The organism is Paenibacillus sp. J31P316, assembly GCF_056269105.1.
Genome location: NZ_JBWDNI010000021.1, coordinates 24,638 through 45,415 on the forward strand (window position 1 = coordinate 24,638; position 20,778 = coordinate 45,415).

General features: G+C 52.1%; 16 protein-coding genes. 1 reads left to right on the forward strand and 15 read right to left on the reverse strand.

The window, feature by feature from the left end:
• Window positions 1-257: 257 nt before the first annotated feature.
• The 9 genes from AC0YNU_RS30080 to pdxR form a co-directional block, all read right to left on the reverse strand.
• The gene (locus AC0YNU_RS30080) at window positions 258-1,409 is read right to left on the reverse strand and encodes a Ger(x)C family spore germination protein (RefSeq protein ID WP_475763242.1); all 1,152 of its coding nucleotides are present in this window, start codon (window positions 1,407-1,409) and stop codon (window positions 258-260) included.
• Entirely contained in the window at window positions 1,406-2,509 is a 1,104-nt protein-coding gene (locus AC0YNU_RS30085; RefSeq protein WP_475763244.1) for a GerAB/ArcD/ProY family transporter, read from the reverse strand. Before AC0YNU_RS30085 ends, AC0YNU_RS30080 begins: the two co-directional genes overlap by 4 nt.
• Window positions 2,506-4,017, reverse strand: coding sequence for a spore germination protein (locus AC0YNU_RS30090; protein WP_475763246.1), 1,512 nt, complete (start codon window positions 4,015-4,017; stop codon window positions 2,506-2,508). Before AC0YNU_RS30090 ends, AC0YNU_RS30085 begins: the two co-directional genes overlap by 4 nt.
• A gap of 210 nt (window positions 4,018-4,227) precedes the next feature.
• Complete coding sequence (locus AC0YNU_RS30095) at window positions 4,228-5,577, reverse strand: dihydrolipoyl dehydrogenase family protein (protein WP_475763248.1); 1,350 nt, start codon at window positions 5,575-5,577, stop codon at window positions 4,228-4,230.
• A gap of 41 nt (window positions 5,578-5,618) precedes the next feature.
• Window positions 5,619-6,071 carry a peptide-methionine (R)-S-oxide reductase MsrB gene (gene msrB / locus AC0YNU_RS30100; protein ID WP_475763250.1) on the reverse strand — a complete coding sequence of 151 codons (453 nt, stop codon included), beginning with the start codon at window positions 6,069-6,071 and terminating at the stop codon, window positions 5,619-5,621.
• Window positions 6,068-6,601 carry a peptide-methionine (S)-S-oxide reductase MsrA gene (gene msrA, locus AC0YNU_RS30105; protein WP_475763252.1) on the reverse strand — a complete coding sequence of 178 codons (534 nt, stop codon included), beginning with the start codon at window positions 6,599-6,601 and terminating at the stop codon, window positions 6,068-6,070. Before msrA ends, msrB begins: the two co-directional genes overlap by 4 nt.
• 114 nt (window positions 6,602-6,715) lie before the next feature.
• Window positions 6,716-7,948, reverse strand: a complete 1,233-nt coding sequence (locus AC0YNU_RS30110) for an epoxide hydrolase family protein (protein WP_475763254.1) — start codon at window positions 7,946-7,948, stop codon at window positions 6,716-6,718.
• A gap of 129 nt (window positions 7,949-8,077) precedes the next feature.
• Window positions 8,078-9,274, reverse strand: coding sequence for an epoxide hydrolase family protein (locus tag AC0YNU_RS30115; RefSeq protein WP_475763256.1), 1,197 nt, complete (start codon window positions 9,272-9,274; stop codon window positions 8,078-8,080).
• A 381-nt stretch (window positions 9,275-9,655) separates the two neighbouring features.
• Window positions 9,656-11,095: a MocR-like pyridoxine biosynthesis transcription factor PdxR gene (gene pdxR, locus AC0YNU_RS30120; protein WP_475763258.1), complete on the reverse strand. Its 1,440-nt coding sequence runs from the start codon at window positions 11,093-11,095 to the stop codon at window positions 9,656-9,658.
• A gap of 227 nt (window positions 11,096-11,322) precedes the next feature.
• Between pdxR and AC0YNU_RS30125 the strand changes: the two genes are divergently transcribed.
• The gene (locus tag AC0YNU_RS30125) at window positions 11,323-11,973 is read left to right on the forward strand and encodes an MOSC domain-containing protein (RefSeq protein WP_475763340.1); all 651 of its coding nucleotides are present in this window, start codon (window positions 11,323-11,325) and stop codon (window positions 11,971-11,973) included.
• A 95-nt stretch (window positions 11,974-12,068) separates the two neighbouring features.
• Here the strand turns inward: AC0YNU_RS30125 and AC0YNU_RS30130 are convergent, their stop codons facing one another.
• The 6 genes from AC0YNU_RS30130 to AC0YNU_RS30155 all read right to left on the reverse strand — a co-directional run bounded on the left by AC0YNU_RS30130 (window position 12,069) and on the right by AC0YNU_RS30155 (window position 20,610).
• Window positions 12,069-12,908: a carbohydrate ABC transporter permease gene (locus AC0YNU_RS30130; protein WP_475763260.1), complete on the reverse strand. Its 840-nt coding sequence runs from the start codon at window positions 12,906-12,908 to the stop codon at window positions 12,069-12,071.
• An 11-nt stretch (window positions 12,909-12,919) separates the two neighbouring features.
• Entirely contained in the window at window positions 12,920-13,789 is an 870-nt protein-coding gene (locus tag AC0YNU_RS30135; RefSeq protein WP_475763262.1) for a carbohydrate ABC transporter permease, read from the reverse strand.
• A 124-nt stretch (window positions 13,790-13,913) separates the two neighbouring features.
• A complete protein-coding gene (locus AC0YNU_RS30140) occupies window positions 13,914-15,245 on the reverse strand; it encodes an ABC transporter substrate-binding protein (RefSeq protein WP_475763264.1) in 1,332 nt (443 codons plus the stop codon).
• A gap of 485 nt (window positions 15,246-15,730) precedes the next feature.
• Entirely contained in the window at window positions 15,731-17,347 is a 1,617-nt protein-coding gene (locus AC0YNU_RS30145; RefSeq protein WP_475763266.1) for a response regulator transcription factor, read from the reverse strand.
• Window positions 17,348-17,365: 18 nt separating this feature from the next.
• The gene (locus AC0YNU_RS30150) at window positions 17,366-19,087 is read right to left on the reverse strand and encodes a sensor histidine kinase (protein WP_475763268.1); all 1,722 of its coding nucleotides are present in this window, start codon (window positions 19,085-19,087) and stop codon (window positions 17,366-17,368) included.
• A complete protein-coding gene (locus tag AC0YNU_RS30155) occupies window positions 19,084-20,610 on the reverse strand; it encodes an ABC transporter substrate-binding protein (RefSeq protein ID WP_475763270.1) in 1,527 nt (508 codons plus the stop codon). Before AC0YNU_RS30155 ends, AC0YNU_RS30150 begins: the two co-directional genes overlap by 4 nt.
• Window positions 20,611-20,778: the final 168 nt, after the last annotated feature.

Below are 20,778 nucleotides of genomic sequence, written 5' to 3' on the forward strand. Positions count from 1 at the left end.
CGTATTCCGTTCCGTCTTATGACGCAGCGCCTCGCTCGCCCCGATGCCTCCATATAAAGAATGCCGCCTTTAACTTACCATGACGGTTTTCGCAAAATCAAACGTTCGCGCCTATCGCCAATTTCATGTACCCAGTATACAACAAAACCCGCTGCCGATACGGTAGCGGGTCAAAAGCAGCCGGCGGGACCTGTCGAGAAGTTCCGCGCACGCGAAAAAGCCGCCAAAGCCGGCGGCTGGTTCCCGAGCAGATCGGACTATTGTTCGCTTATCGGAATCACCTTGGTTCCTGAATTGAGTATTTTTATTTTGACGTTGACGTGGAAAGGGATTTCCGGAAAAACCTCATCCCATTTCGGCTTAAATTTCGCTTTCCATTCTTTCCGATGCTGTTGATAGAACTTAAGCCCAATCCCAAGAAAATCGGATCTAAATTCTTTCTGGGCTTTCGATATGGTAGCTTCAAGTTCTTTCTTCACCTTGTCCTCCAGATCCTTCTCGCATGCATGGAGAATCTCCTGCGTAATCGGTCCGACATCGCCGCCGAATTGAACCATCGTGGCATCGGCGCTCGTTGAAAGGAAGACTTCCGGCATCTCGTGACCAGCCTTGATTTTTATTTTCGATTTCTTGTAATCGAGCCTGAATACGGCGAATACAGAAGCTCCCGAATGAGGTGCCATGATGGAAACGGATGACATTTCTTGCGCTTTTTTATTTGCGATTCGTCCCAATGCTTTGCTTTCATTCCCATCGAGCGCGCCGACCAACTTAAAGCCTTTAAAAACGACCATATCCGACACCTTGAGTTTCCCGTCTCCATAGCTTTTTATGACCGGGGCGACGGGCTCTATGCCTTCTGTCATCAGTAATTTAATAAATTCCCTTAGCCTGACCGGATATGAAATGCCGACGCGATTGGAAACTTTAAAAAAATCCACCAGCGCTTCCCCGACCAACTGCCCGGTTTTACCCGTAGACATATTCATCATAGCTACCGGCTTCTCTTTGGTTATAGCCAAAAAAGCGGACTCTCTTATATTCGGCGTAATAAATAAATAATCCATGATATTCTTCAATTGTTGATTTGCCGCATCTTCGCTAATAATGACCGTTGTCGCATAGCCTAAGAACAGTTCTTCCGGCACCATGGATTGCAGGTTATCGAAGACTTCCGGCAATGTTTTCCCTGTTCCTTGAACGACATTCTTGGACTTTCCTCCTTCCTTGCCTTCTTTTTGGGCGCTTATGATTTCATAGGCCAACAGAAAGTTCCCGTTCTTATCGACATCGATACCGATTGTACGCACCAATGCCATGCCTTCATACTCCATGTAATCCCAGCAGCCGGCGCAACCGGTCAAAATGACAATGCTTAGCATGAATCGTAGATATGTCCAATACTTCATATTTCCCTTGATACCGCCTTTTTTCCTTTTGCCACGATCAGGATGGATACCGTACTCAGCGCAAGGATGTAAAAGGGATAGACGCAGTATTGAATGACCAGGATGTAATCGTAAAAGGCTTCATTAAACGAGCGTATATTCAACGTTAAGATAAATGTCGCCAACGTAATGAAGACGAACAGAATCTTGGAACTTCTTTTTATAACGGATTCCGACGCTACCCAGCTGCTATAGAAATTTCCGGACAGCTTCAGGATGGTGATCACGACATACGTAATTAATATGAAAATTTCCAATCCTTGAATGAACTTCCCGATCGTGATGGAAGAAGCGATATTTACGCCTGCAAAAGAAATTCTGGACGCCTCTTCCGGGGAGAGCGCGGCCGTGAATAAAAAGGCTACGATTCCCGGCATTGCTACGACGGATACCAGTAAACCTACCGTAAATGAACGCATCTGCTTCCCGGGTCGATTCAAAGATTCAACCATAATGAACAGGAATAATATAAATTCGGAATGACCTCCTCCAGCCAGCAATACAGCCGTTAGAAAAGAGGGAGCATCGCTGTCCACGATAGGGAGGACGTTCGAAGAATCGAACTGGGTGATCAAACCGATCATAAGCGTGAAGAACAGTATGCTGAGCACGATAATCTCCAAAGACGAGCTTAGCCTGGCTAAAACTTCTATGCCGCTGCCTGCGATCAAGAAGGACAAAAACAGCATGAGAAACATGGGTACCCACATCGGCGTATTGTGCAATATAAAGGTTTTCACCAGTCCTCCGCACATCATTAACAGCAATGCCGACATGACGATGTTTAATCCGACGTAAGGGATCACAAAAATCGCATTGATCCATTTTCCGCCGAGCATCTTTAGAATTTGGAAGATGTTTTTCCCCGGATACCTCTTGGCAACGCTCAATACCCATAGGGCAAAGGCAATATTGATAAATCCGCTGGCGAACTCCGCAATCCACGCGCTTCTCCCAGCCAAACGGATGATATAGGAATGATAGAAAAACACGCCGCCATAAGCGCTCGCAAAAGTAAGATATATCGCCTGCAGACTCGAAATCTTTTGCTTTTGCATCATGTTCCCTGATCTCCCCTTTGTTTGTTGCGACCTGGCTTTGTGGTACGATCCCCCATCGCATGTTCATTGTCGGACAATACGCCGGGGCGGGTTCTCAACATCCACATGGGCGCCCTAATCAAGAGATCCTTCATCCAAGTGACTTTGCCGACATCCAGAGGGTGGGATATCGATACGCCGAACGAGCGAATGCCGACCAATCTCCAGTGCAGGTAAAGAATGCCGATCACGACGCCGAATATCCCTAAAACGGACGCCAATACAATCAAGAAGTAGTTGGTTACTCTCGACATATTGATCAGATTTATCGACGGCAGCGCGAAGCTCGAGACGCCGGAGACCGCTACGATGATGATCACGACGGGGCTTACATAACCCGCATCCACAGCCGACTGACCGATCACGACAGCCCCGAGGAAACCGATGCTCTGACCCAAACCTTTCGGCAGTCTCAAGCCTACTTCTTTAAGCAAATCGATCATGAAGGTCATGAGCAGCACCTCGATGACGGAGGGGAAAGGGACCTCGCTTCTTCCTTCGGATATGCGAATGGCTAAAGCCGGGGGCATGATGGAATGATTATAGGTCACGAACGAAACATACAGGGACGACAATATCGAGGATAGAAAAAAAGCGCAGAGCCTCATGACTCTCATGATCGAGCTGAATAACCATTTTTGCGAATAATCGTCGGGCGTCTGAAATTCCTGTAAGATCATTAAAGGCACGACGATGGCAAAGGAGAAGCTATCGCACAGGATTGCCGCGCGTCCCTCGGCTATATTAGCAATTGTGACATCAAGCCGTTCGGTCATCTTATGTTGAGGCCAAATCGATAACGGACTATCTTCGATGAGTTCCGTAATCATGGATATCGAATGGAGAATATCGATGTCGATCCGATCCAATCTCCTGCATATTTCTTCGATCATTTGCGGATCGGCTGCGTTCTTAAGCCAAACGACTCTAACTTTCGTATGGGAAGTCCTTCCGATCTCCATCTGTTTGAACATGAAGTTCGGGGAAGGCAATCTCATTCTTAACAGGTTCATATTTTTATTTAAATCTGCCGTAAAGGCTTCATTTCCGCTCTGAAGGGAGGGCTCGGCTTCCGATTTTTCGCCTATTTCGCGCTTCAGCAAGGGGACGATCAGCGCAGAATCCGTATCTTTGCTTGTTAGGACAACATGACCGGTAAGGATAGCTTGTACAAGCTCATCCTTTTGTTCCGAACCATACACATTCGCTACCGAAATGATTCTCGATTTCATAACATCCATGAACTCGGCCGAAGTCGGTTCTCTTTCCTCCGAGTTTCGGTCCTGCAGTCTTTCGATAACATATTTATTAATCATTTCGTTTTCGATCAGATTCTCGATGTAATTCACATTTACTTCGGCTATCCCGTTCAAAACGGGTATATCTCTTGAAATGAAATCAGCATCGTCGCGGAATGCATCCTTCAGCTCGTCCTTGAGACAAACCTTTTGCTCTTCGTTCAAAGACATAGATGCCAATGCCCCCTTGACTCTTCTAACAATTGCCTGCGCGCTGCGCGCTTATTAAGCCGCTTCGCCCACTCACCCTATATTTGAGTACTTTAGTTATGTTCATTCTTCATCCGATTTATGTAAAAATAACCCACGACCGCTTTCCTGCGAAAACACTAAATACAGCCCCGACTTCTATCGGGACTGTATGTGCATGTTTATTTCTCCCTACCAATGGTAGTAGTAATCTACGTGCTCTCCATACTCCTGAAACCATTTCACGTATGCCCTCAAGAACCGCTTGACGATACCGCCTTGACACAATTTCTCGCGCCAATAGGGATCGGCCGTTTTCATTAACGCTTCGGTGCGGGCAGGGTATGGATGGACTACCTGCAATATGTCCTGCAGCTTATGGCCAAAGTGCTTCATAAATGCGGCTTGCTGCATCCATTCCCCCGCTTCGCTCCCGACGGCATGCGCGCCCAAAATCCTTCCTTTTCGATCCGTAATCACTTTCACGATGCCTTCCGTCTTCCGATCCGTTATAAATCGCTCTACTTGATCTAAGGTCACCTTGTAGATCTTGATTTTATCCCCGGCATGCTTGCGGGCTTCTTCCTCCGTCATGCCGAGGTGAAAGATTTCCGGATCCGTGCGCGTGACTCGCGGAACGTTAGAAGAGCTTACTTTTCGTTTCAGGCCGAAAGCGGCGTTTGCGACGACGATCTTTCCTTCCGCCCCTGCAGCGTGGGTGAACGGAAACGACTTCACGACATCTCCGATTGCGTAGATATGCGGAATGCTGGTCTGTAATGTCTTCTTCACCTTGATCTGGTCATTGTCCATGTCCATGCCGATGTTCGAAAGTCCAAGACGATCCGTATTCGGCCTGCGGCCGGTCGCAAAGAATATGGCTCGCGCCTCCAATTGGAGCTGTTCCCCGCCGCGCTCGATATATAATCGCTTGCTCCCATCAGGCAAAGGTTCAACTCTGCTCAGGCGCGTATCGAACAGAAGCGACATTTCCTTTTCCAACGCGGCTTGCACGTAGGGAACGAGATCCGCGTCTTCCTTGCTTAATAGCTGCGAACTCTTCTCGAGTACGGTCACGTCGGCACCCAAACGGGCGAAAGCTTGCGCGATTTCCAAACCGGCAGGCCCAGCCCCGACGACAACTAAACTTTCCGGCAATGCTTGCATGTCCAACACGCTTTCATGGGTCAAGAAATCCACATCGTGCAAACCGTCGATTGCCGGTATCGCAGTTCGGGATCCCGTGGCAATGATGATACGTTTGCCGTAAAGCACTTCGCCGCCACTAATCTCGATGTGGTGTTTGCTCAAGAATTGACCGTGTCCTTGAAATACGTCCACGCCCATATCCCGAAGCCGTGCCATGCTGTCATCAGGGTGAATCGCATGGATTGCAGCTCGAACGCCGCGATAAACTTCCCCGTATCGGGATTCAAGTTTTTTCTCGATCAATGCCACCTTCACCCCGAAGCCCGCTGCATCTTCCGCCACGGCCAGTCCACCGGATCCGCCGCCAATGACAATGAGATTATAGCTTTTCAATAGAGGCGCTCCTTCTCGTCATGCATGTTGAACAACTTCATCTATTCGCTGAATTGCCAGGCAAAAGCGCCATAGCCTCTTTTCTCCAGATCGGCTTTCGGAATGAATTCCATGGCTGCGGAGTTCATGCAGAACCGAAGTCCCATCGGCTTGGGTCCGTCATTGAACGCATGGCCCAGAAACGAATCGGCATGCCGGCTTCTGGCTTCGGCCCCCGCAAAGAATCCATTGCTCTTGAGGACGACGTTGCCCATAGGTTTGGCGAAACTAGGCCAGCCGGTATTCGCATCATACTTGTCCTTCGAGCTAAACAACGGCTCCCCCGAAACAATATCCACGTAAATGCCCTCTTCCTTGTTATCCCAGTATTCGTTATCGAACGGCGGCTCGTCGATGCCCTTCTGGGTTACGTTATACTGGCGTTTCGTCAGCGTCTTCAGCTTCTGTTCCTTGTCGAAATCTCCGTTAAAGCCCTGCATGGACGTGTTTTTCATTTCTTCAACCTCCAAGCTGTTTTGAGGAAAGCAGCCAAACGGAATTTTTTGTAGTAATTCTGGTGTTCGTCCTCGGCTTTGTAGAAGGTCGTTGAAGCAGCGATCTTCGTTAAGACGGGTTTATCGAAGCGTTTGGATGTTTCCAGTTCTCTGCGGGATGCTTCAGCCAACTCTTTTTGCTGCTTGCTCGTGTAAAAAATGGCGGACTGATGATTGCTGCCATGATCGGCGAATAGGCCGCCCCCATCCGTAGGATCGACGTTCCGCCAGAAGTTCCGGAGCAACTCGCCGTACGTTATCACACTCGGATCATAATGAACTTCGACCGATTCGAGATGATCCGTAACTCCGGTCACGACTTCTTTATAATTCGGATTTTTCATCTGTCCGCCCGTATAACCGGTATAGACAGTCGAGACGCCGGCAAGCTTTCGAAACGACTCTTCCATGCGCCAAAAGCAACCGCCCGCAAACACGGCGATTTCGGATGGCGTCATCGAGCTTTCATTTTCAGTCGTCGCTGCTCTCATTTGAAACCCCTCCTATACTTAGAGATATAAGCGCCATATGCTTCGTCAAATACCTCCCGCCCGCACTAGACGGCCTGGATTAGGCCGTCAGTGACATTCGAGCAGGAATAATGGTTAACGCAGCGACTTGAATGCCGTGCGGAGTTCTGCAATCATCAACGCCGGCTGTTCCCAGGCCGCGAAGTGACCGCCTTTAGGAAGTCTGTTGTAGTGGATCAGATTCGGGTAAGCCTTCTCCGCCCAGCTCTTCGGCGCTTCATACATCTCGTCCGGGAATACGCTGACGGCAACCGGAATCTTGACGCCTTTGACGACGAAGAAGGAAGTGCCGGCATTCCCGTTCTCCCAGTAGAGACGAGCCGCGGAAATCGCCGATTTCGTAAACCAGAAGAGCGAGACGTTGTCGAGCACGTCGTCGCGCGTCAATCCTTCTTGGACTCCGGCAAAAGCTCTCGCGATCAGGGCGTGACTCTTCCAGTCGTGGTCGATCATAAAGGCTGCCAAACCGACAGGCGAATCCACGAGACCGGTCAGCGTCTGCGGACGCGTGGCCATGAAGAAGGCGTAATAGAATTTATTCTCGCGAACCTGCTCGCACGCTTTCCTCTCTTCGTCCGAGAGATCGGAAGGCAGCGGGCTGCCGGACCAGATCGCCGCATCCACTTCAGGCGGGATCACTTCAGGCATGTTGGTGTGAATGCCGAGCAATCCTTTAGGCTCCTGAATACCCATAAAGTTCACGACGATCGAACCCCAGTCGCCGCCCTGCGCGACATACTTCTCATAGCCGAGACGAGCCATCAGCTCGCCATAAGCGCTTGCGATGCGTGTCGGATTCCAGCCGGTCGCGCTCGGTTTGCCCGAGAACCCGTAACCGGGCATGGAGGGAATCACGACATGGAAGGCATCCGATTCGCTTCCGCCATGCTCCGTCGGATTGACCAGCGGCTCGATCAGCTTCATTTGCTCGATAATCGAGCCCGGCCATCCATGCGCTATGAGCATGGGCATCGCGTTCTCGTGTTTCGAACGAACGTGAATGAAGTGAATGTCCAGCCCGTCGATCTCGGTCATGAAATTCGGCACGGCGTTCATCTTCGCCTCGATCTTGCGCCAGTCGTACTCGTTCGCCCAATAACGGGCCAGCTCCTGAATCGTCGCGAGCTGCGTGCCCTGCGATTGATCCGAGACGGTTTCCTTCTCGGGCCATCTTGTCGCGTTGATGCGATTGCGCAGTTCGGTTAGTTCTTCTTCCGGTACGTTAACGTGAAACGGACGAATGGTGCTTGGATTGCTAATTTGTTGCGTTGTTTGTTGTGTCGTTTGCTGCGTCGTTTGTTGCGTCATTTTTTGGTCTCCTCTTGATTCCTATTTTCGTTTTTAATTTATTTATCAGTCAATAAATAAGCGGGCGCTACGAGCCTGCGTCGTTGACAATCCCCTTATTTTCGACGAGCGAATTTTAGCTAGTGCTGGTTAACGCAGCGACTTGAATGCCGTGCGGAGTTCTGCAATCATCAACGCTGGCTGTTCCCAAGCCGCGAAGTGACCGCCTTTAGGAAGTTTGTTGTAGTGGATTAGATTCGGATAAGCCTTCTCCGTCCAGCTCTTCGGCGCTTCATACATCTCGTCCGGGAATACGCTGACGGCTACCGGCAGCTTGACGCCTTTGACGGCGAAGAAGGAAGTGCCGGCATTCCCGTTCTCCCAGTAGAGACGAGCCGCGGAAATCGCCGATTTCGTAAACCAGAAGAGCGAGATGTTGTCGAGCACGTCGTCGCGCGTCAATCCTTCTTGGACTCCGGCAAAAGCTCTCGCGATCAGGGCATGACTCTTCCAGTCGTGATCGATCATAAAGGCTGCCAAACCGACAGGCGAATCCACAAGACCGGTCAGCGTCTGCGGACGCGTGGCCATGAAGAAGGCGTAATAGAATTTATTCTCGCGAACCTGCTCGCACGCTTTCCTCTCTTCGTCCGAGAGATCGGCCGGCAGCGGGTTGCCGGACCAGATCGCCGCATCCACTTCAGGCGGAATCACTTCAGGCATGTTGGTGTGGATACCGAGCAATCCTTTGGGCTCCTGAATACCCATAAAGTTCACGACGATCGAACCCCAGTCGCCGCCCTGCGCGACATACTTCTCATAGCCGAGACGAGCCATCAGCTCGCCATAAGCGCTTGCGATGCGTGTCGGATTCCAGCCGGTCGTGCTCGGCTTGCCCGAGAACCCGTAACCGGGCATGGAAGGAATCACGACATGGAAGGCATCCGATTCGCTTCCGCCATGCTCCGTCGGATTGATAAGCGGCTCGATCAGCTTCATTTGCTCGATAATCGACCCCGGCCATCCATGCGCAATGAGCATGGGCATCGCGTTCTCGTGTTTCGAACGAACGTGAATGAAGTGAATGTCCAGCCCGTCGATCTCGGTCATGAAATTCGGCACGGCGTTCATCTTCGCCTCGATCTTGCGCCAGTCGTACTCGTTCGCCCAATAACGGGCTAGTTCCTGAATCGTCGCGAGCTGCGTACCTTGCGATTGATCCGAGACGGTTTCCTTCTCGGGCCATCTTGTCGCGTTGATGCGATTGCGCAGTTCGGTTAGTTCTTCTTCCGGCACGTTGACGTGAAACGGACGAATGGTGCTTGGATTGCTAGTTTGTTGCGTCATTTCTTGCTCCCTCTTATTCCATATTTAGATTTTCATGGATCGACCGGATGGCGCCCAAAACGCGTCGCCGCCAAGGAACCCTGCAACGCTAAGCTCTGATCGGTACCACAGGGACGAAGCTTACAATGCCGAAACTGCAGCTGTCAACTTCTAAATATAGGAGAGATTATTAGAATCATGGAAATAGCCTAATTGGAATAACTTCCCTAAGCAGACTGAAATTCGCTATAAATAGACCGAAATCGCAGGAAGTAACGAGCATCGGTCGATAGCGAATAGCAGGTTCGAAATATGGATTGCAATAACAGGGGCAGTATGGACGTGTACACTCATGCCATTGGTTGCTATAGTTCTCGGACGGAGGCTTGCGCATGCGGGCAGCTATCGCCGTACGATGACGTCCGCAAGATGGGCAATTCCCTCTTCGATCGACCTCTCATCGACATTCGCAAAGCCCAGTACCCAGCCCCTTCGGGTGCTGGCTATACAGTACGAGCTCAGCGGATAAACGCGAACCCCTCTATTCAACATCTCCGAGGTGATTTCTCTTTCGTCAAGCAATGGATCGGCTTCCAGCAGGAGATGCGATCCGGTATCGATTGAAGTGACCGTCAGACATTTGGTCAAACCGCTAGCTGCAATTGCTTTTGTAATACATTCGTGCCTTCGTCTATACACGTTCCGTACTCTTCGCATATGCCGCATGAAATGACCTTGTTCAATAAACCGAGTCAGCGTCGCCGTCTCCATAATCGGAACATGACGGTAGACCAACTCTTGCAAGCGAGCGATCTGCGCGATAGCTTGAGCAGATCCCACGAGCGCCGATATACGGAGACCGGGTGCGATCATTTTGGAGAAGCTCATCATATATAACGTATTGTTTGGCGCCTGGCTAAATAGCGTCGGCAACGGTTCTCCGCGATAACGATATTCGCTGTCGTAGTCGTCCTCTATAATCCAACTCCGATTCTTCGCAGCCAATTGCAGCAACTGCTGCCTTCGCGGCTCCGACAACACGACGCCGACCGCGCACTGGTGAGAGGGAGTTACGAACGTCAATTTGGAGTCCGAAGGAATACGATCAACGACAAGACCATACTCGTCGACAGGTATGGGGATGACATTCATGCGGCGATAATTCATGACCATCCACGAAGCCGGGAATCCCGGATCTTCTACCGTGACCGTATCTCCTGCATGAAGCAGGGATTGCGCGATGAGATCAATGCTCTGATGCGAGCCTGAAGTCAACAGAATTTGGTCGGTTTGAACATGAATGCCGCGTTCGAGCGACAAATACCGCTTTATTTGCTCGCGCAATGGTAAATACCCATACGAATCTCCGTATGTCCAATCGCAATTGTCCATGCAGGTAGACACCTGAAGATAGGTTTGCCGCCAGTACTTCTGGAATAGGTGATCCAGATGAGGCTCGTGCGGGCTAAAATCAATCTTCACTTCGCTTGCTTTCTCGCCTTTGAGCCAATTCCGTAATTGAGCGGAAGAAGAATGAATAAGCGGGACCGATGGAAGCGGAGGGCCCTCGGGCACCCAAGGATTTGGGGTATCGGGTTCTTTGGCCGAGAATGAACTGACCCGCGTGCCTCCTCGCCTTGATGTAATGATATATCCTCGGGCGAGCAATTCATCGTATACGAGCTGTATCGTGGAGCGTGAAACGTTAAGCTGCTTCGCTAATTCGCGTGACGGAATCAACTTCTCGCCCGGCGGCCAATGACCGTTTGAAATATGAACGATGGCTTGGTCCAGCAATTGCTGCCAGATCGGTTTTGTATCATTGCGGTTCACGTTCAACATGGGATACACCTGCATTTCTGGATTGGTTTTGGCAGAAGAAGCCGAATGATCAACATGCCTATCGGAAAATCGTACCGTTACGCCATCTCCTATTGTTTGCATGCAATAATTTCCCTATTCCGTACGACGCTGTCCTGAACGTTCTGTCAGCGCGCCGCTACTTACATTGCATCATTAAGGAGGTTAATCGATTGAAACACGGACAATTGGTTTCACTCAACGTCGGAATGCCGACGCTCATGCCATTTAAACAAAAAGAAGTGGCTACCGGTATTTTCAAAACGTCCGTCCATGAGGCGGTGGATTTGTACTGGGAACGGTTCGAAGGAGACGGACAAGCCGATCTGAAGCATCATGGAGGCAAAGACAAAGCTGTTTGCGCATACGGCTATGAGCACTATCCGTTCTGGGAAGAAGAACTGGGGAGAGCGTTGCCGTTCGGCGCCTTCGGTGAAAATCTGACGATTCGCGGCTTATTGGAACAGGACGTTTGCATCGGAGATATCTTCCAGCTCGGCAGCGCCATCGTACAGATCAGTCAACCGAGGCAGCCATGTTTCAAGTTAGCCGCCCGTTATCAATCTCCCGGGATGCCCTTGAAGGTCCAGGAAACAGGGTTTACGGGTTATTATTTCCGCGTGCTTCAGCAGGGAAGGGTTCATTGCGACGACAAGCTGATTCTATTACGCCCGCATCCGTTAGCGATATCGGTGGCATTCGCCAATCAGGTCATGCATCATGACAAGAATCTTCCCGATACAGAGAACCTGTTGCGCGTGCAGGAATTGTCCGCGAGCTGGAGAAGCACGCTGGAGAAACGACTGATTGGGGTCAATAACGATAGCAGCGAGCGCATCACAGGTACTGAGCAGACCTAATTCCCGAACGAAAAAAGCCAGCCCCGTCGGTAATACCGTCCTCGGGACTGACTTTCTATATATCGAGCAATAGAATGCTCTGCATTCAGGCTCGATTATCCTTTATGCGCGCTGAAAGCGACGCCTTCGATGAACTTCTTCTGGAAGATAAAGAACAGGGCGATCATCGGAATGACGGCCATTAACGCCCCGGCCATCAAGATCGGATAATTCGTGCTGAACATCGACACGAGCGTGGCAAGCCCGGAAGACAACGTGAGCTTATCGGGCGAGCTGTTGATGATCAGCGGCCATTGCAGTTCGTTCCAGGACCAGAGCAGCTGGATGATGACGATCGCGACCAAAGCGGATTTCACCAATGGCAGCATGATATACCGGAACGTCTGGAACGGATTGCATCCGTCCAGGATCGCGGCTTCCTCCAGCTCTTTGGATATGCCCAGGAAAAACTGCCGCAGCATGAACGTGGCGAACGGACTGACCAGCGCGCAGATCCACAGGGCCGTTACCGAATTGACCAAGCCCCATTTGCTCATGAGCAAGTATTGCGGCGTATAAAACACCGGATTCGGCACCATCATGACGGAAATAATGATGAAGAACAGCAAGGTTCTCCCCGGGAATCGGATTCTCGCGAACGCGTAAGCGGCCATCGAGCTGAACAAAACGGGAAATACCGTCTTCATTAATGCCGTGAAGGCCGTGTTCAAGTAGTAATGCTTAAAGTCCGTTTTCTCGAACGCCTTGGCGTAGCTGCTGAAATCCGGATGGGACGGGAAAATCTTGACCGGAATTTGCGTCGCTTCCGTTACGGTTTTGAACGAAGTCAGAATCATCCAGCCGAAGGGGATGATCATGACGACGGATGCCGCGATCAGCACCACGTGGATGATCCAATTGTAGTTGCGGTCAACGGCTTGACGGCGATTCTCCATGCTCTTCCCCCTCAGTCGTAGGTCACCCATTTTTTCTGAAACGCAAACTGCAGGCCTGTCAAAATCAAATTGATGACGAGCAGCATGTCGACGATCGCCGCTCCGTAATTCTGATCGTAATAGACGAAAGAATTTTGATAATAGGCGTACACGAGGGAACGCACCTCGGGCAATGCGACGTTCGTCTTGCCGATCAACAAATAAATCGAATCGAACACCTGCGTAGCGCCGATCATGAGCACGATGGTCGTGAAAAACAACGTCGGCGTCAGAAGCGGCAGCGTGATATAGCGGAACTTGCGGAACCGAACGGCACCGTCGATTTCGGCCGCCTCGTACAGCGCTTTCGGTATCCCTTGCAGGCCGGCAAGAATCAGCAGCATGTTCAGACCGATGGCCCCCCACACGCCAACGATGACGAGCGCGAACATCGCAAACCTCGTATCCGAAATCCAGGCCACGTGCGTGCCGAGCAGATAGTTGATGAAGCCGTAATCACGGGCGAACAGCACGACCCATACCATGGCCGCCGCCGCGGGCATCGTCACCTGGGGCAAGAAGAAGATGACGCGATAAGCGGATAAACCGCGGATTTTCGCATTGAGCAGCACGGCGAAGAAGGTGGAAAACACGAGCGTGAGCGGTACGAACAGAATCATGTAATACAACGTATTCCGCAGGTTTTTCCAGAACTCTTTGTCCTTGAACAGCTTTTCGTAGTTCGCCAAGCCGACCCAATGATTGACCATTCCGAAATCCTCGGATTTCAGAAAGCTCAGATAGATGGAATATACGGCCGGCCAGCTCCAGAATAAGACCGTACCGAGCAAGGTAGGTGCAATCATCACATATGCCCATACATACCTGCTTCTCGAATTCATGGCCTACCTCCTATTATTCATCGAAGGCATTCCGGCTCCGGAATGCCTTCAAAACCCTTCCAATGACTGTTGCGGTTGCCTTGCTTGTTCTCCTCGAAAGCCTTGCTTGTTCTCCTCGAAAGCTTTACTTGTTCTCCTCGATTGCCTTGTTCATCATCTCCGCCACTTGCTTGGCGCCGTCTTCGATGGAGATTTTGCCGCCCCATGCTTGCGCCATGATTTCCGATTCTTTCGGGAACCAGACCGGGTAAGCTTTCGTGCCTGCCGGATACGGCGTTGCGTCCGCGGCTTGGTCGATGAACACTTGCAGGTTCAGCTCAGGCTTCGATTTCACCCATGCCGCTTGCGTATCTTTGAATGCCGGGATCGCCGCACCCATTTGCGCCGTGATTTCAGCCGCTTTTTGGGAACCGAGGAATTTCAGGAACAGCCACGCTTCGTCTTTGTGTTTGCCCTTCGCCGACATCGTGTTGCCCAGACCGTTGATGATGTCGCCGCGTTTCGCTTTGCCCTTCGGCAGCGGAGCCCAGTTCCATTTGCCTTTGATGATGTCGCTGGCATCGATGTCGGCCGTTCTCCAGTCGCCTTCGAAGATCATGGCGAGCTTGCCGGATTTGAACATCTCCGTGGAGTCGGTATCCGTCATTTGCTGATGGGTCGGGGAAGCTTTATCGAGAATCATTTGGTAGCGCGCCTTGAGCGCTTCGATGGATGCCGGATCGTCGTAACCGGATTTCGTGCCGTCCGCGGATAGAATGAAACCGCCGTTCGCGAGCATGTCGTTCCAGTAGCCGCCTTGCGTATCCATCTTGGCCGCGAAGCCGTAGATGCCTTTATCCGGCTGGCTCAATTTTTTGGCCACTTCCGCCAGTTTCGCGTAGTCCCACGTGTCGTCCGGGTACGGAACGCCCGCTTGATCGAACAGCTCTTTGTTGTAGGCAAGGCCGATCGTATCGAAGTCTTTCGGAATCGCGTAGTTTTCGCCGTCAAGCTGATAGATGGAACCCAGGTTCGCCGCATAGTCGTCCAGGTTGATTTCCCCGTTCTTCACCCGGTCGGTAATGGGCTCGAGGAACTTGCCGGACGCGTATTTCACGAACTGGCCGCTGTGCATCCAGAACACGTCCGGCAAGGTGCCGGCTGGAGCAGCCGCGGACATTTTCGTCCAGTAATCGTTCCAAGGGATGACTTCCACTTTGACTTTGATGTTGGGGTTCTCGGCGGTGAATTCTTTGCCGATCGCTTCCATGGCCGGCTGCTGCAGCTGATCCCAAATCGTATACGTCAGCGTGACGTCCTTTTTGGACGCGTTGGCGGTATTGCTGCCGGAAGCGTTGTCCGTCGTGCTTGCCGCTTTATCGTTATTCGAATCGTTGCTGCCGCAGCCTGTAAGAGCCAATGCCGTGACCAGGGTCAGGCTCATTGCGGGAATCCAAGCTTTTTTGCGAAATAACACTGTATTTCCCCCTCATATCATAATGAACTGACAATGCTAAGAAAAAATTTGCGCACATTTTTTCTTATATCGCCTCACCAGGTATCCCCTGTGATTCCATCATAAAGCACGATATGAAAGGGTGAAATGCCTCATTCTTAAGATTGAAGCCCGGATATTAAGATTCGATTCCTTAACGTTTAATGAGGTGTACCTCTTTTTTCTGAAGATCGCATCGATTTATGCGCAAATTTTTGCGTCCGCGTTATACTGAAAAGCAGTGTCGAGGGAAGTGGCATCGCGTGAGGGAACGAATCAAGAAATTCGCGGGGAATTGCCGGAGGAGGAAGTCTCGTTGACGTCGGCGGAAGCTTCGTTCGAGAAGCAGCCGATGGCTCTCGAGGCCGAAGTCTCCCGTCCGCGCCAAAAGCGTGGCCGTTGATTTGCGAAGCTCTCGTTCTTCGCAGCAGCTTGCCCCAGGCCGGGGCTGAATTCCGTTACGGTTATTACAGACTGTTTTTATACTCTTGCGGCGTCATGCCGTAATGGGTTTTGAATAGCTTGATGAAGTATTGCGGCTTCTGATAGCCGACCTCCTGCGCGATCCGATTGATTTTGACATCCTTCTGTTTCAACAGCTGCAGCGCCATATCCATTCGAACGCGCAGGACGTAGTTCGAGAAGTTGTCTCCCGTCTCGGTCTTGAATAAATTGGAGACGTAGACCGGATGCAGATGAACGTGATCCGCCGCCGACTGAAGCGTCACGTCCTTGACCTGCTCGTTGACGAACCGGACGACGCGGTTGATCAAATCGTTGCGGAATCGGTTGGACAGGCTCCCGCTGTACGTTTTCAACTGCTGCAACGTTTGAAACGACCACTCCCGAAGCGGCTCGATACTCCAGCCGGCATCGAGCTTCAGCATTCTTTCGGCTTCGCGGCCGTAGATGTCGTAGAACCGTTTCCCTTTCTTGTGCACGTAATAAGAGTAGGCTTGCACGATCGTGACGTACGCCTCGAATACATGCTCCCTCGTCTTGTTTTCCCGCCGCTCGAGTTCCTCGAATACCCGCTTCATCTTGGACTCCGCGTCGCCCCACTGTTCGACCTCCAGCAGCTGCATGAACGAAGGGCTCGCGTACAGCTCGGACAGCGGGCGGATCTCTTCGACGCTCCGTTCCTGCAGGTCATGGAAGAAGCTCTCCGTCTGGAATCCGATATAGTCCGTAAACAAGGAGAGCGAATGATGATACACCGCGGGCACCTCGCGCGGGAACGCGCTCCAATTGCTCATCACGAGCGAAACCTTGATCTTGAGGAACCGCTTGATCTGATGCTGCACCAGACGCGCCTGTCTCTCCGCTTCCTCCATCCATTCCTTCTCGGAGCTCTCGGAAGGCTGCTTCGGGCGAATCAGGAAGACCACGTAATCGTAGTCGTCCGTACAATGCCAAATCTCGTAACGCGGCGAGAAAATCTCGTCCGCGATGTTCGTAAGGGCATATTCAAGCAACGACACGCTGTATAGGTCGGTACCGGCGAAGTCTTCTTCAATGCGCATGCACAGCATGATGAACGGGTTCGCCTCATCGAACGGCAGCTCGTATAACTTCAGCTTATCGCGAAGCTGGGACAACGGCGGCATCTTGCCCGCGAGCAGCTCCCGCAGCAGCGACTCCCGGAGCTTCGGCAGGCTTTCCCGGAACAAATAAGCCAGCTTCTGCTGATTGACCAGCGCTTCCCCATCCCTCTGCAGCTCCCCGATCAAAGCGCGAACCGTGCTTTCAAGCTCTTCGTTCGAGACGGGCTTCAGCAAATAATTGCAGATACCCTGCCGAATCGCTTCTTGCGCATAGTGGAATTCATCGTGCCCCGTCAGAATGATCGACTTGATCTTGGTCCATTTCTCCTTCACGACGGACACCAGTTCGAGCCCGCTGATCCCCGTCATCTGAATGTCGGTTACGATCAGATCGATGCCGTGGTATTGCAGCAGCTCCAGCGCCTCTTCCCCGGAATACGCTTTATGCACGGCCGAGATGCCCATGTCGGCCCAAGGCAGGGCGTTCGCCAAGCTGTCCACCAAATGCGTATGGTCGTCCACGATCAATATTTCGTACATGCCCCTGCCCCCTCTACGTCATTGCGGTTCGTTATCCGGTACGTGCCACACCAATTCCGCGCACGCTCCGCCCCATTCGGATACGCCGAAGGACAGCCCCGAGCTCTTGCCGAATAGCAGCATCAGCCGCTGATGAACGTTCTGCAAGCCGGAATCGATCTGATCGCTCGGCGCATTGCGAATCTTCGCTTGGAGCGCCTCCAATTGCGCCGGCGCCATACCGGGTCCGTTGTCCTCGACCGAGATCCGCGCGACGCCGGACGCCTCCAGTCTTCCCCGGATGCGGACGGCCCCGTACTGTACGGGCTTCCTGAACGCGTGAACGATTACGTTCTCGACCAAAGGCTGCAGCAGCAAACGCGGGATCTTCATCTCCAGCATGACCGGATCGATATCGATCTCGTACTCGAAATCGTCCGTCAGCATGCGGTGAATGTCCAAGTAGTTCACGATGAGGTCCAGCTCTTCCTGAACGGTCGCCAGGCTCCTGCCGAGCTTGGTCGAATAGCGGTAATACTTGCTTAAATTCATCGTCATCGACACGGCCGCTTCCTTCTCGCCGAGCTCTACCATGCTTTTGATGTACGCCAGCGTGTTGTAGAGGAAATGCGGATTGATCTGCGACTGCAGCTGCTTGACGTTCGCTTCCTTCGTCCGGATCTGCTCCTTCAGCACGTCCTCGATCAGCTCTTCGATTCTCGCGGCCATGGAGTTGAACCGCTGATATAAATAACGGAATTCCCCTTTCGGCGGATCCTTCATTCGGCTCGTATAGATGCCCTTCTCGATAAAGTTCATGCCCTGCATCAGCTTGCGGAACGGAATGCGGATGCTCCGGTATAGTATAAAGCCGAGCATGCACGCCATGAACAGCATCATGCCGCTGATCGCGTAGAACGTCATCTGGTTTCGCTTGATCGGCGCCATAATGGTCCCGATCGGCACGTAGTCCACCAGATACCAGCCCAGCGGCTTCACCAGATCCGCGTGTACCTGATAGGAGCCGTCGCTCGCGTGAATGAGCAGCGGCTCGAAGCTCCCTTCCGTGCCGTCGAGATTCAGCTTGGGCAGCATTTCCTGTATCAAAGCCTGATTCGCCGTATAGTTATAGATCGGAGAATAGCCTGGCTTGTAGAGAAAAGGATCCTCCAGCCCGTTGCTCTTCATCTCGGACAGATCGCTCTTGATCTCGCCCACGTCCACCTTCGCGACGACCGTCAAGTCCGCTTCTTCTTCCTTGGTATTCTTGGCGGGATTGGATATCGTTTCGATGAAGTAGGCATCGCCCTTCGGATTCGCCTGATAGCTCCAAAACCCGTCCTTGTCCGGAAGAACGGCGGGCATGGCGCCGAGGCTGGAATTGCTCTTGATCACCATCCCCGTCTTCGGGTAGACGACCGCGATGATGCCCTTCCTCCCCCCGTAACCCGCCAGCCGATTGATTTCTTCGGACACGGTTTTCAAGGTGCGAAAGTGGAGCAGATCGTCGCCCAGCAAGTCCGGATACGCTAAATTGCGAACCTCCGTGCTTTCATACAGCATCTTTTGATACGAATCGAATTGGCCGAACATTTGGACGAGCTGTCCGACGAACGTCTCGACCTGCGTGCGCTTCGCCTTTACGAGTTCTCCCGTCAGTACGCTGGAGCTCGTACGGTTCGAATACGCGTACAGCGCAATGATCGGCGTCAGCAGCAGCAGCAGCGCGATGACCATGTTCGTGAATATGCTGGATTTCACCCTGGTTCCTCCTGATCCGCGCGGGAGGTCTCGCCGGCCCGAAAAGCCTGATACTGCCGCTGCAGCTCATCCCAAACCTTCCTATATCCGGCTTTCTTCAGCGCGCCCATCGCGCCTTGAAATTGCTTGTCGTAGCTGACGATGCCCATGTTGATGGGAACGAACTTCTCGTTGTATACCGCAAGCACCTTGGCGTATTCGTTCTTCACCGGCTCTTGATTGAAATGGAAGCCGAATATGCGGGAGATCTTCGCGTTATCGTCGTTGTGCATCATATCCCGCACGACGGAGTCGTCGACGTTGGTCGTCGCCATGAAATAATTTTTGTTCCGCCACATCCACTCGTACATGAACTGATCGTTCGTCAGCAGCTGGATTTTTCCGTTCTCGATGCGGTAATCCTTGCCTTCCACGCCGTAAATGATGAAGTTGTAGTGCTCGCTGCTCTGTAGGATCCAATTCATGAATTGCATAGCGCGTTCCGGGTGAAGGGCGTTCCTCGGGATCATGTACGCTTCGTTGGAAGGCGCCACGATGTATTTGGGCTTGTCCGGCGACAAGTAATATTCTCGAAGCTTGGCATTGGCGTCCGCGGTCTGTACCGTTTGCAGGTTTTCCATGGCCCGGGAGACCGCGCCGACCCTGAACAGCAGCTTGCCCGCGTCTTCCTGATCGATGTTTGCGGCCAAATTGCCGACGAGCCGTTTGTCGATCAGCCCGATATCCACCCATCTTTTCCGGACCTCCACGACTTTCTTGTAGAGATCGGACTCCAGATAATCCACGAGCTCCCCGGTATCCTCGTTCACGGCGAACATCTGATTCTCGTCCAGGAAAGAGAGCGGCTGATCCGACAGCTCCCGCCACAGCACGTCTTGGCCCCGGTCGGATTCCAAGTACCCGTAATAGCTCGGATCCACGGCGTGCATGAGGGAGTAAAACGCTTCCAAATCATCGATCGTTTGAATGCTCTTCATGCCGACCGACTCCAGCAGATCCTGGCGAACCATCACCGACGTGAATTTCCCCGCGGACGTAAACGCCTGGGACGGAATCGCCCACAGCTTGCCGTCCATCTCGTCCTGCTTAAAGTTATCCGCCGGAATGTTGTCCGTCAAATCCTGTCCGTACGTATGGAGGAGCGAGTCCAGCGGCTGGATGTAGTTCTTCGCCTTGTATTCCGACACGAACGGCGTCCCGTACCAGAACAGGTCGTAGTCTTCGCCCGTGGACAGCGCGAGTTCGAGCTTGGATTGATAGTCCGACCAAGGGATGTACGTCAATTCGAGCTTCATGTTCAGTTCGCTCTTCAACCGCGCGTTCAGCTCGTTATCGACGAATTCCCGCATGCGCGCCGACTCGTCGCCGGGCATGATCATTCTTAACGTCACGTAGGGCTGCGGCAGGCTCGCGGTGGCCCCGTCGTCGGAGGTTTCTTCGCCAGCCTCGCCTTGGCAGGCCGAGGTTAGCGCAACCATTGCGAGCATCAACACTAACGCGACAACTCGATTTATCCTATGCATCTTATGTATGCCTCCCCGATTGCCGATCGACAACTTCAAGATACCACGGCTTCCCGCATTAATGAACCTCGGGACCTAATAGCCAAGCCCGAGATGACGGAAGAAGAAGCGTTTCCCTCCTATTTTGTCATATCGGGAAGCCGTCCGCGATGCCGAGAATTTAAGAAA

What these genes read in the sequence shown, in the direction of transcription:
- AC0YNU_RS30130 (WP_475763260.1), bottom strand. Translation starts at nt 12,908, where the DNA reads ATGGAGAATCGCCGTCAAGCCGTTGACCGCAACTACAATTGGATCATC.
- msrB (WP_475763250.1), bottom strand. Translation starts at nt 6,071, where the DNA reads ATGAAAAACACGTCCATGCAGGGCTTTAACGGAGATTTCGACAAGGAA.
- AC0YNU_RS30090 (WP_475763246.1), bottom strand. Translation starts at nt 4,017, where the DNA reads ATGTCTTTGAACGAAGAGCAAAAGGTTTGTCTCAAGGACGAGCTGAAG.
- msrA (WP_475763252.1), bottom strand. Translation starts at nt 6,601, where the DNA reads ATGAGAGCAGCGACGACTGAAAATGAAAGCTCGATGACGCCATCCGAA.
- AC0YNU_RS30125 (WP_475763340.1), top strand. Translation starts at nt 11,323, where the DNA reads ATGCCGACGCTCATGCCATTTAAACAAAAAGAAGTGGCTACCGGTATT.
- AC0YNU_RS30135 (WP_475763262.1), bottom strand. Translation starts at nt 13,789, where the DNA reads ATGAATTCGAGAAGCAGGTATGTATGGGCATATGTGATGATTGCACCT.
- AC0YNU_RS30080 (WP_475763242.1), bottom strand. Translation starts at nt 1,409, where the DNA reads ATGAAGTATTGGACATATCTACGATTCATGCTAAGCATTGTCATTTTG.
- AC0YNU_RS30155 (WP_475763270.1), bottom strand. Translation starts at nt 20,610, where the DNA reads ATGCATAGGATAAATCGAGTTGTCGCGTTAGTGTTGATGCTCGCAATG.
- AC0YNU_RS30110 (WP_475763254.1), bottom strand. Translation starts at nt 7,948, where the DNA reads ATGACGCAACAAACGACGCAGCAAACGACACAACAAACAACGCAACAA.
- AC0YNU_RS30085 (WP_475763244.1), bottom strand. Translation starts at nt 2,509, where the DNA reads ATGATGCAAAAGCAAAAGATTTCGAGTCTGCAGGCGATATATCTTACT.
- AC0YNU_RS30115 (WP_475763256.1), bottom strand. Translation starts at nt 9,274, where the DNA reads ATGACGCAACAAACTAGCAATCCAAGCACCATTCGTCCGTTTCACGTC.
- pdxR (WP_475763258.1), bottom strand. Translation starts at nt 11,095, where the DNA reads ATGTTGAACGTGAACCGCAATGATACAAAACCGATCTGGCAGCAATTG.
- AC0YNU_RS30145 (WP_475763266.1), bottom strand. Translation starts at nt 17,347, where the DNA reads ATGTACGAAATATTGATCGTGGACGACCATACGCATTTGGTGGACAGC.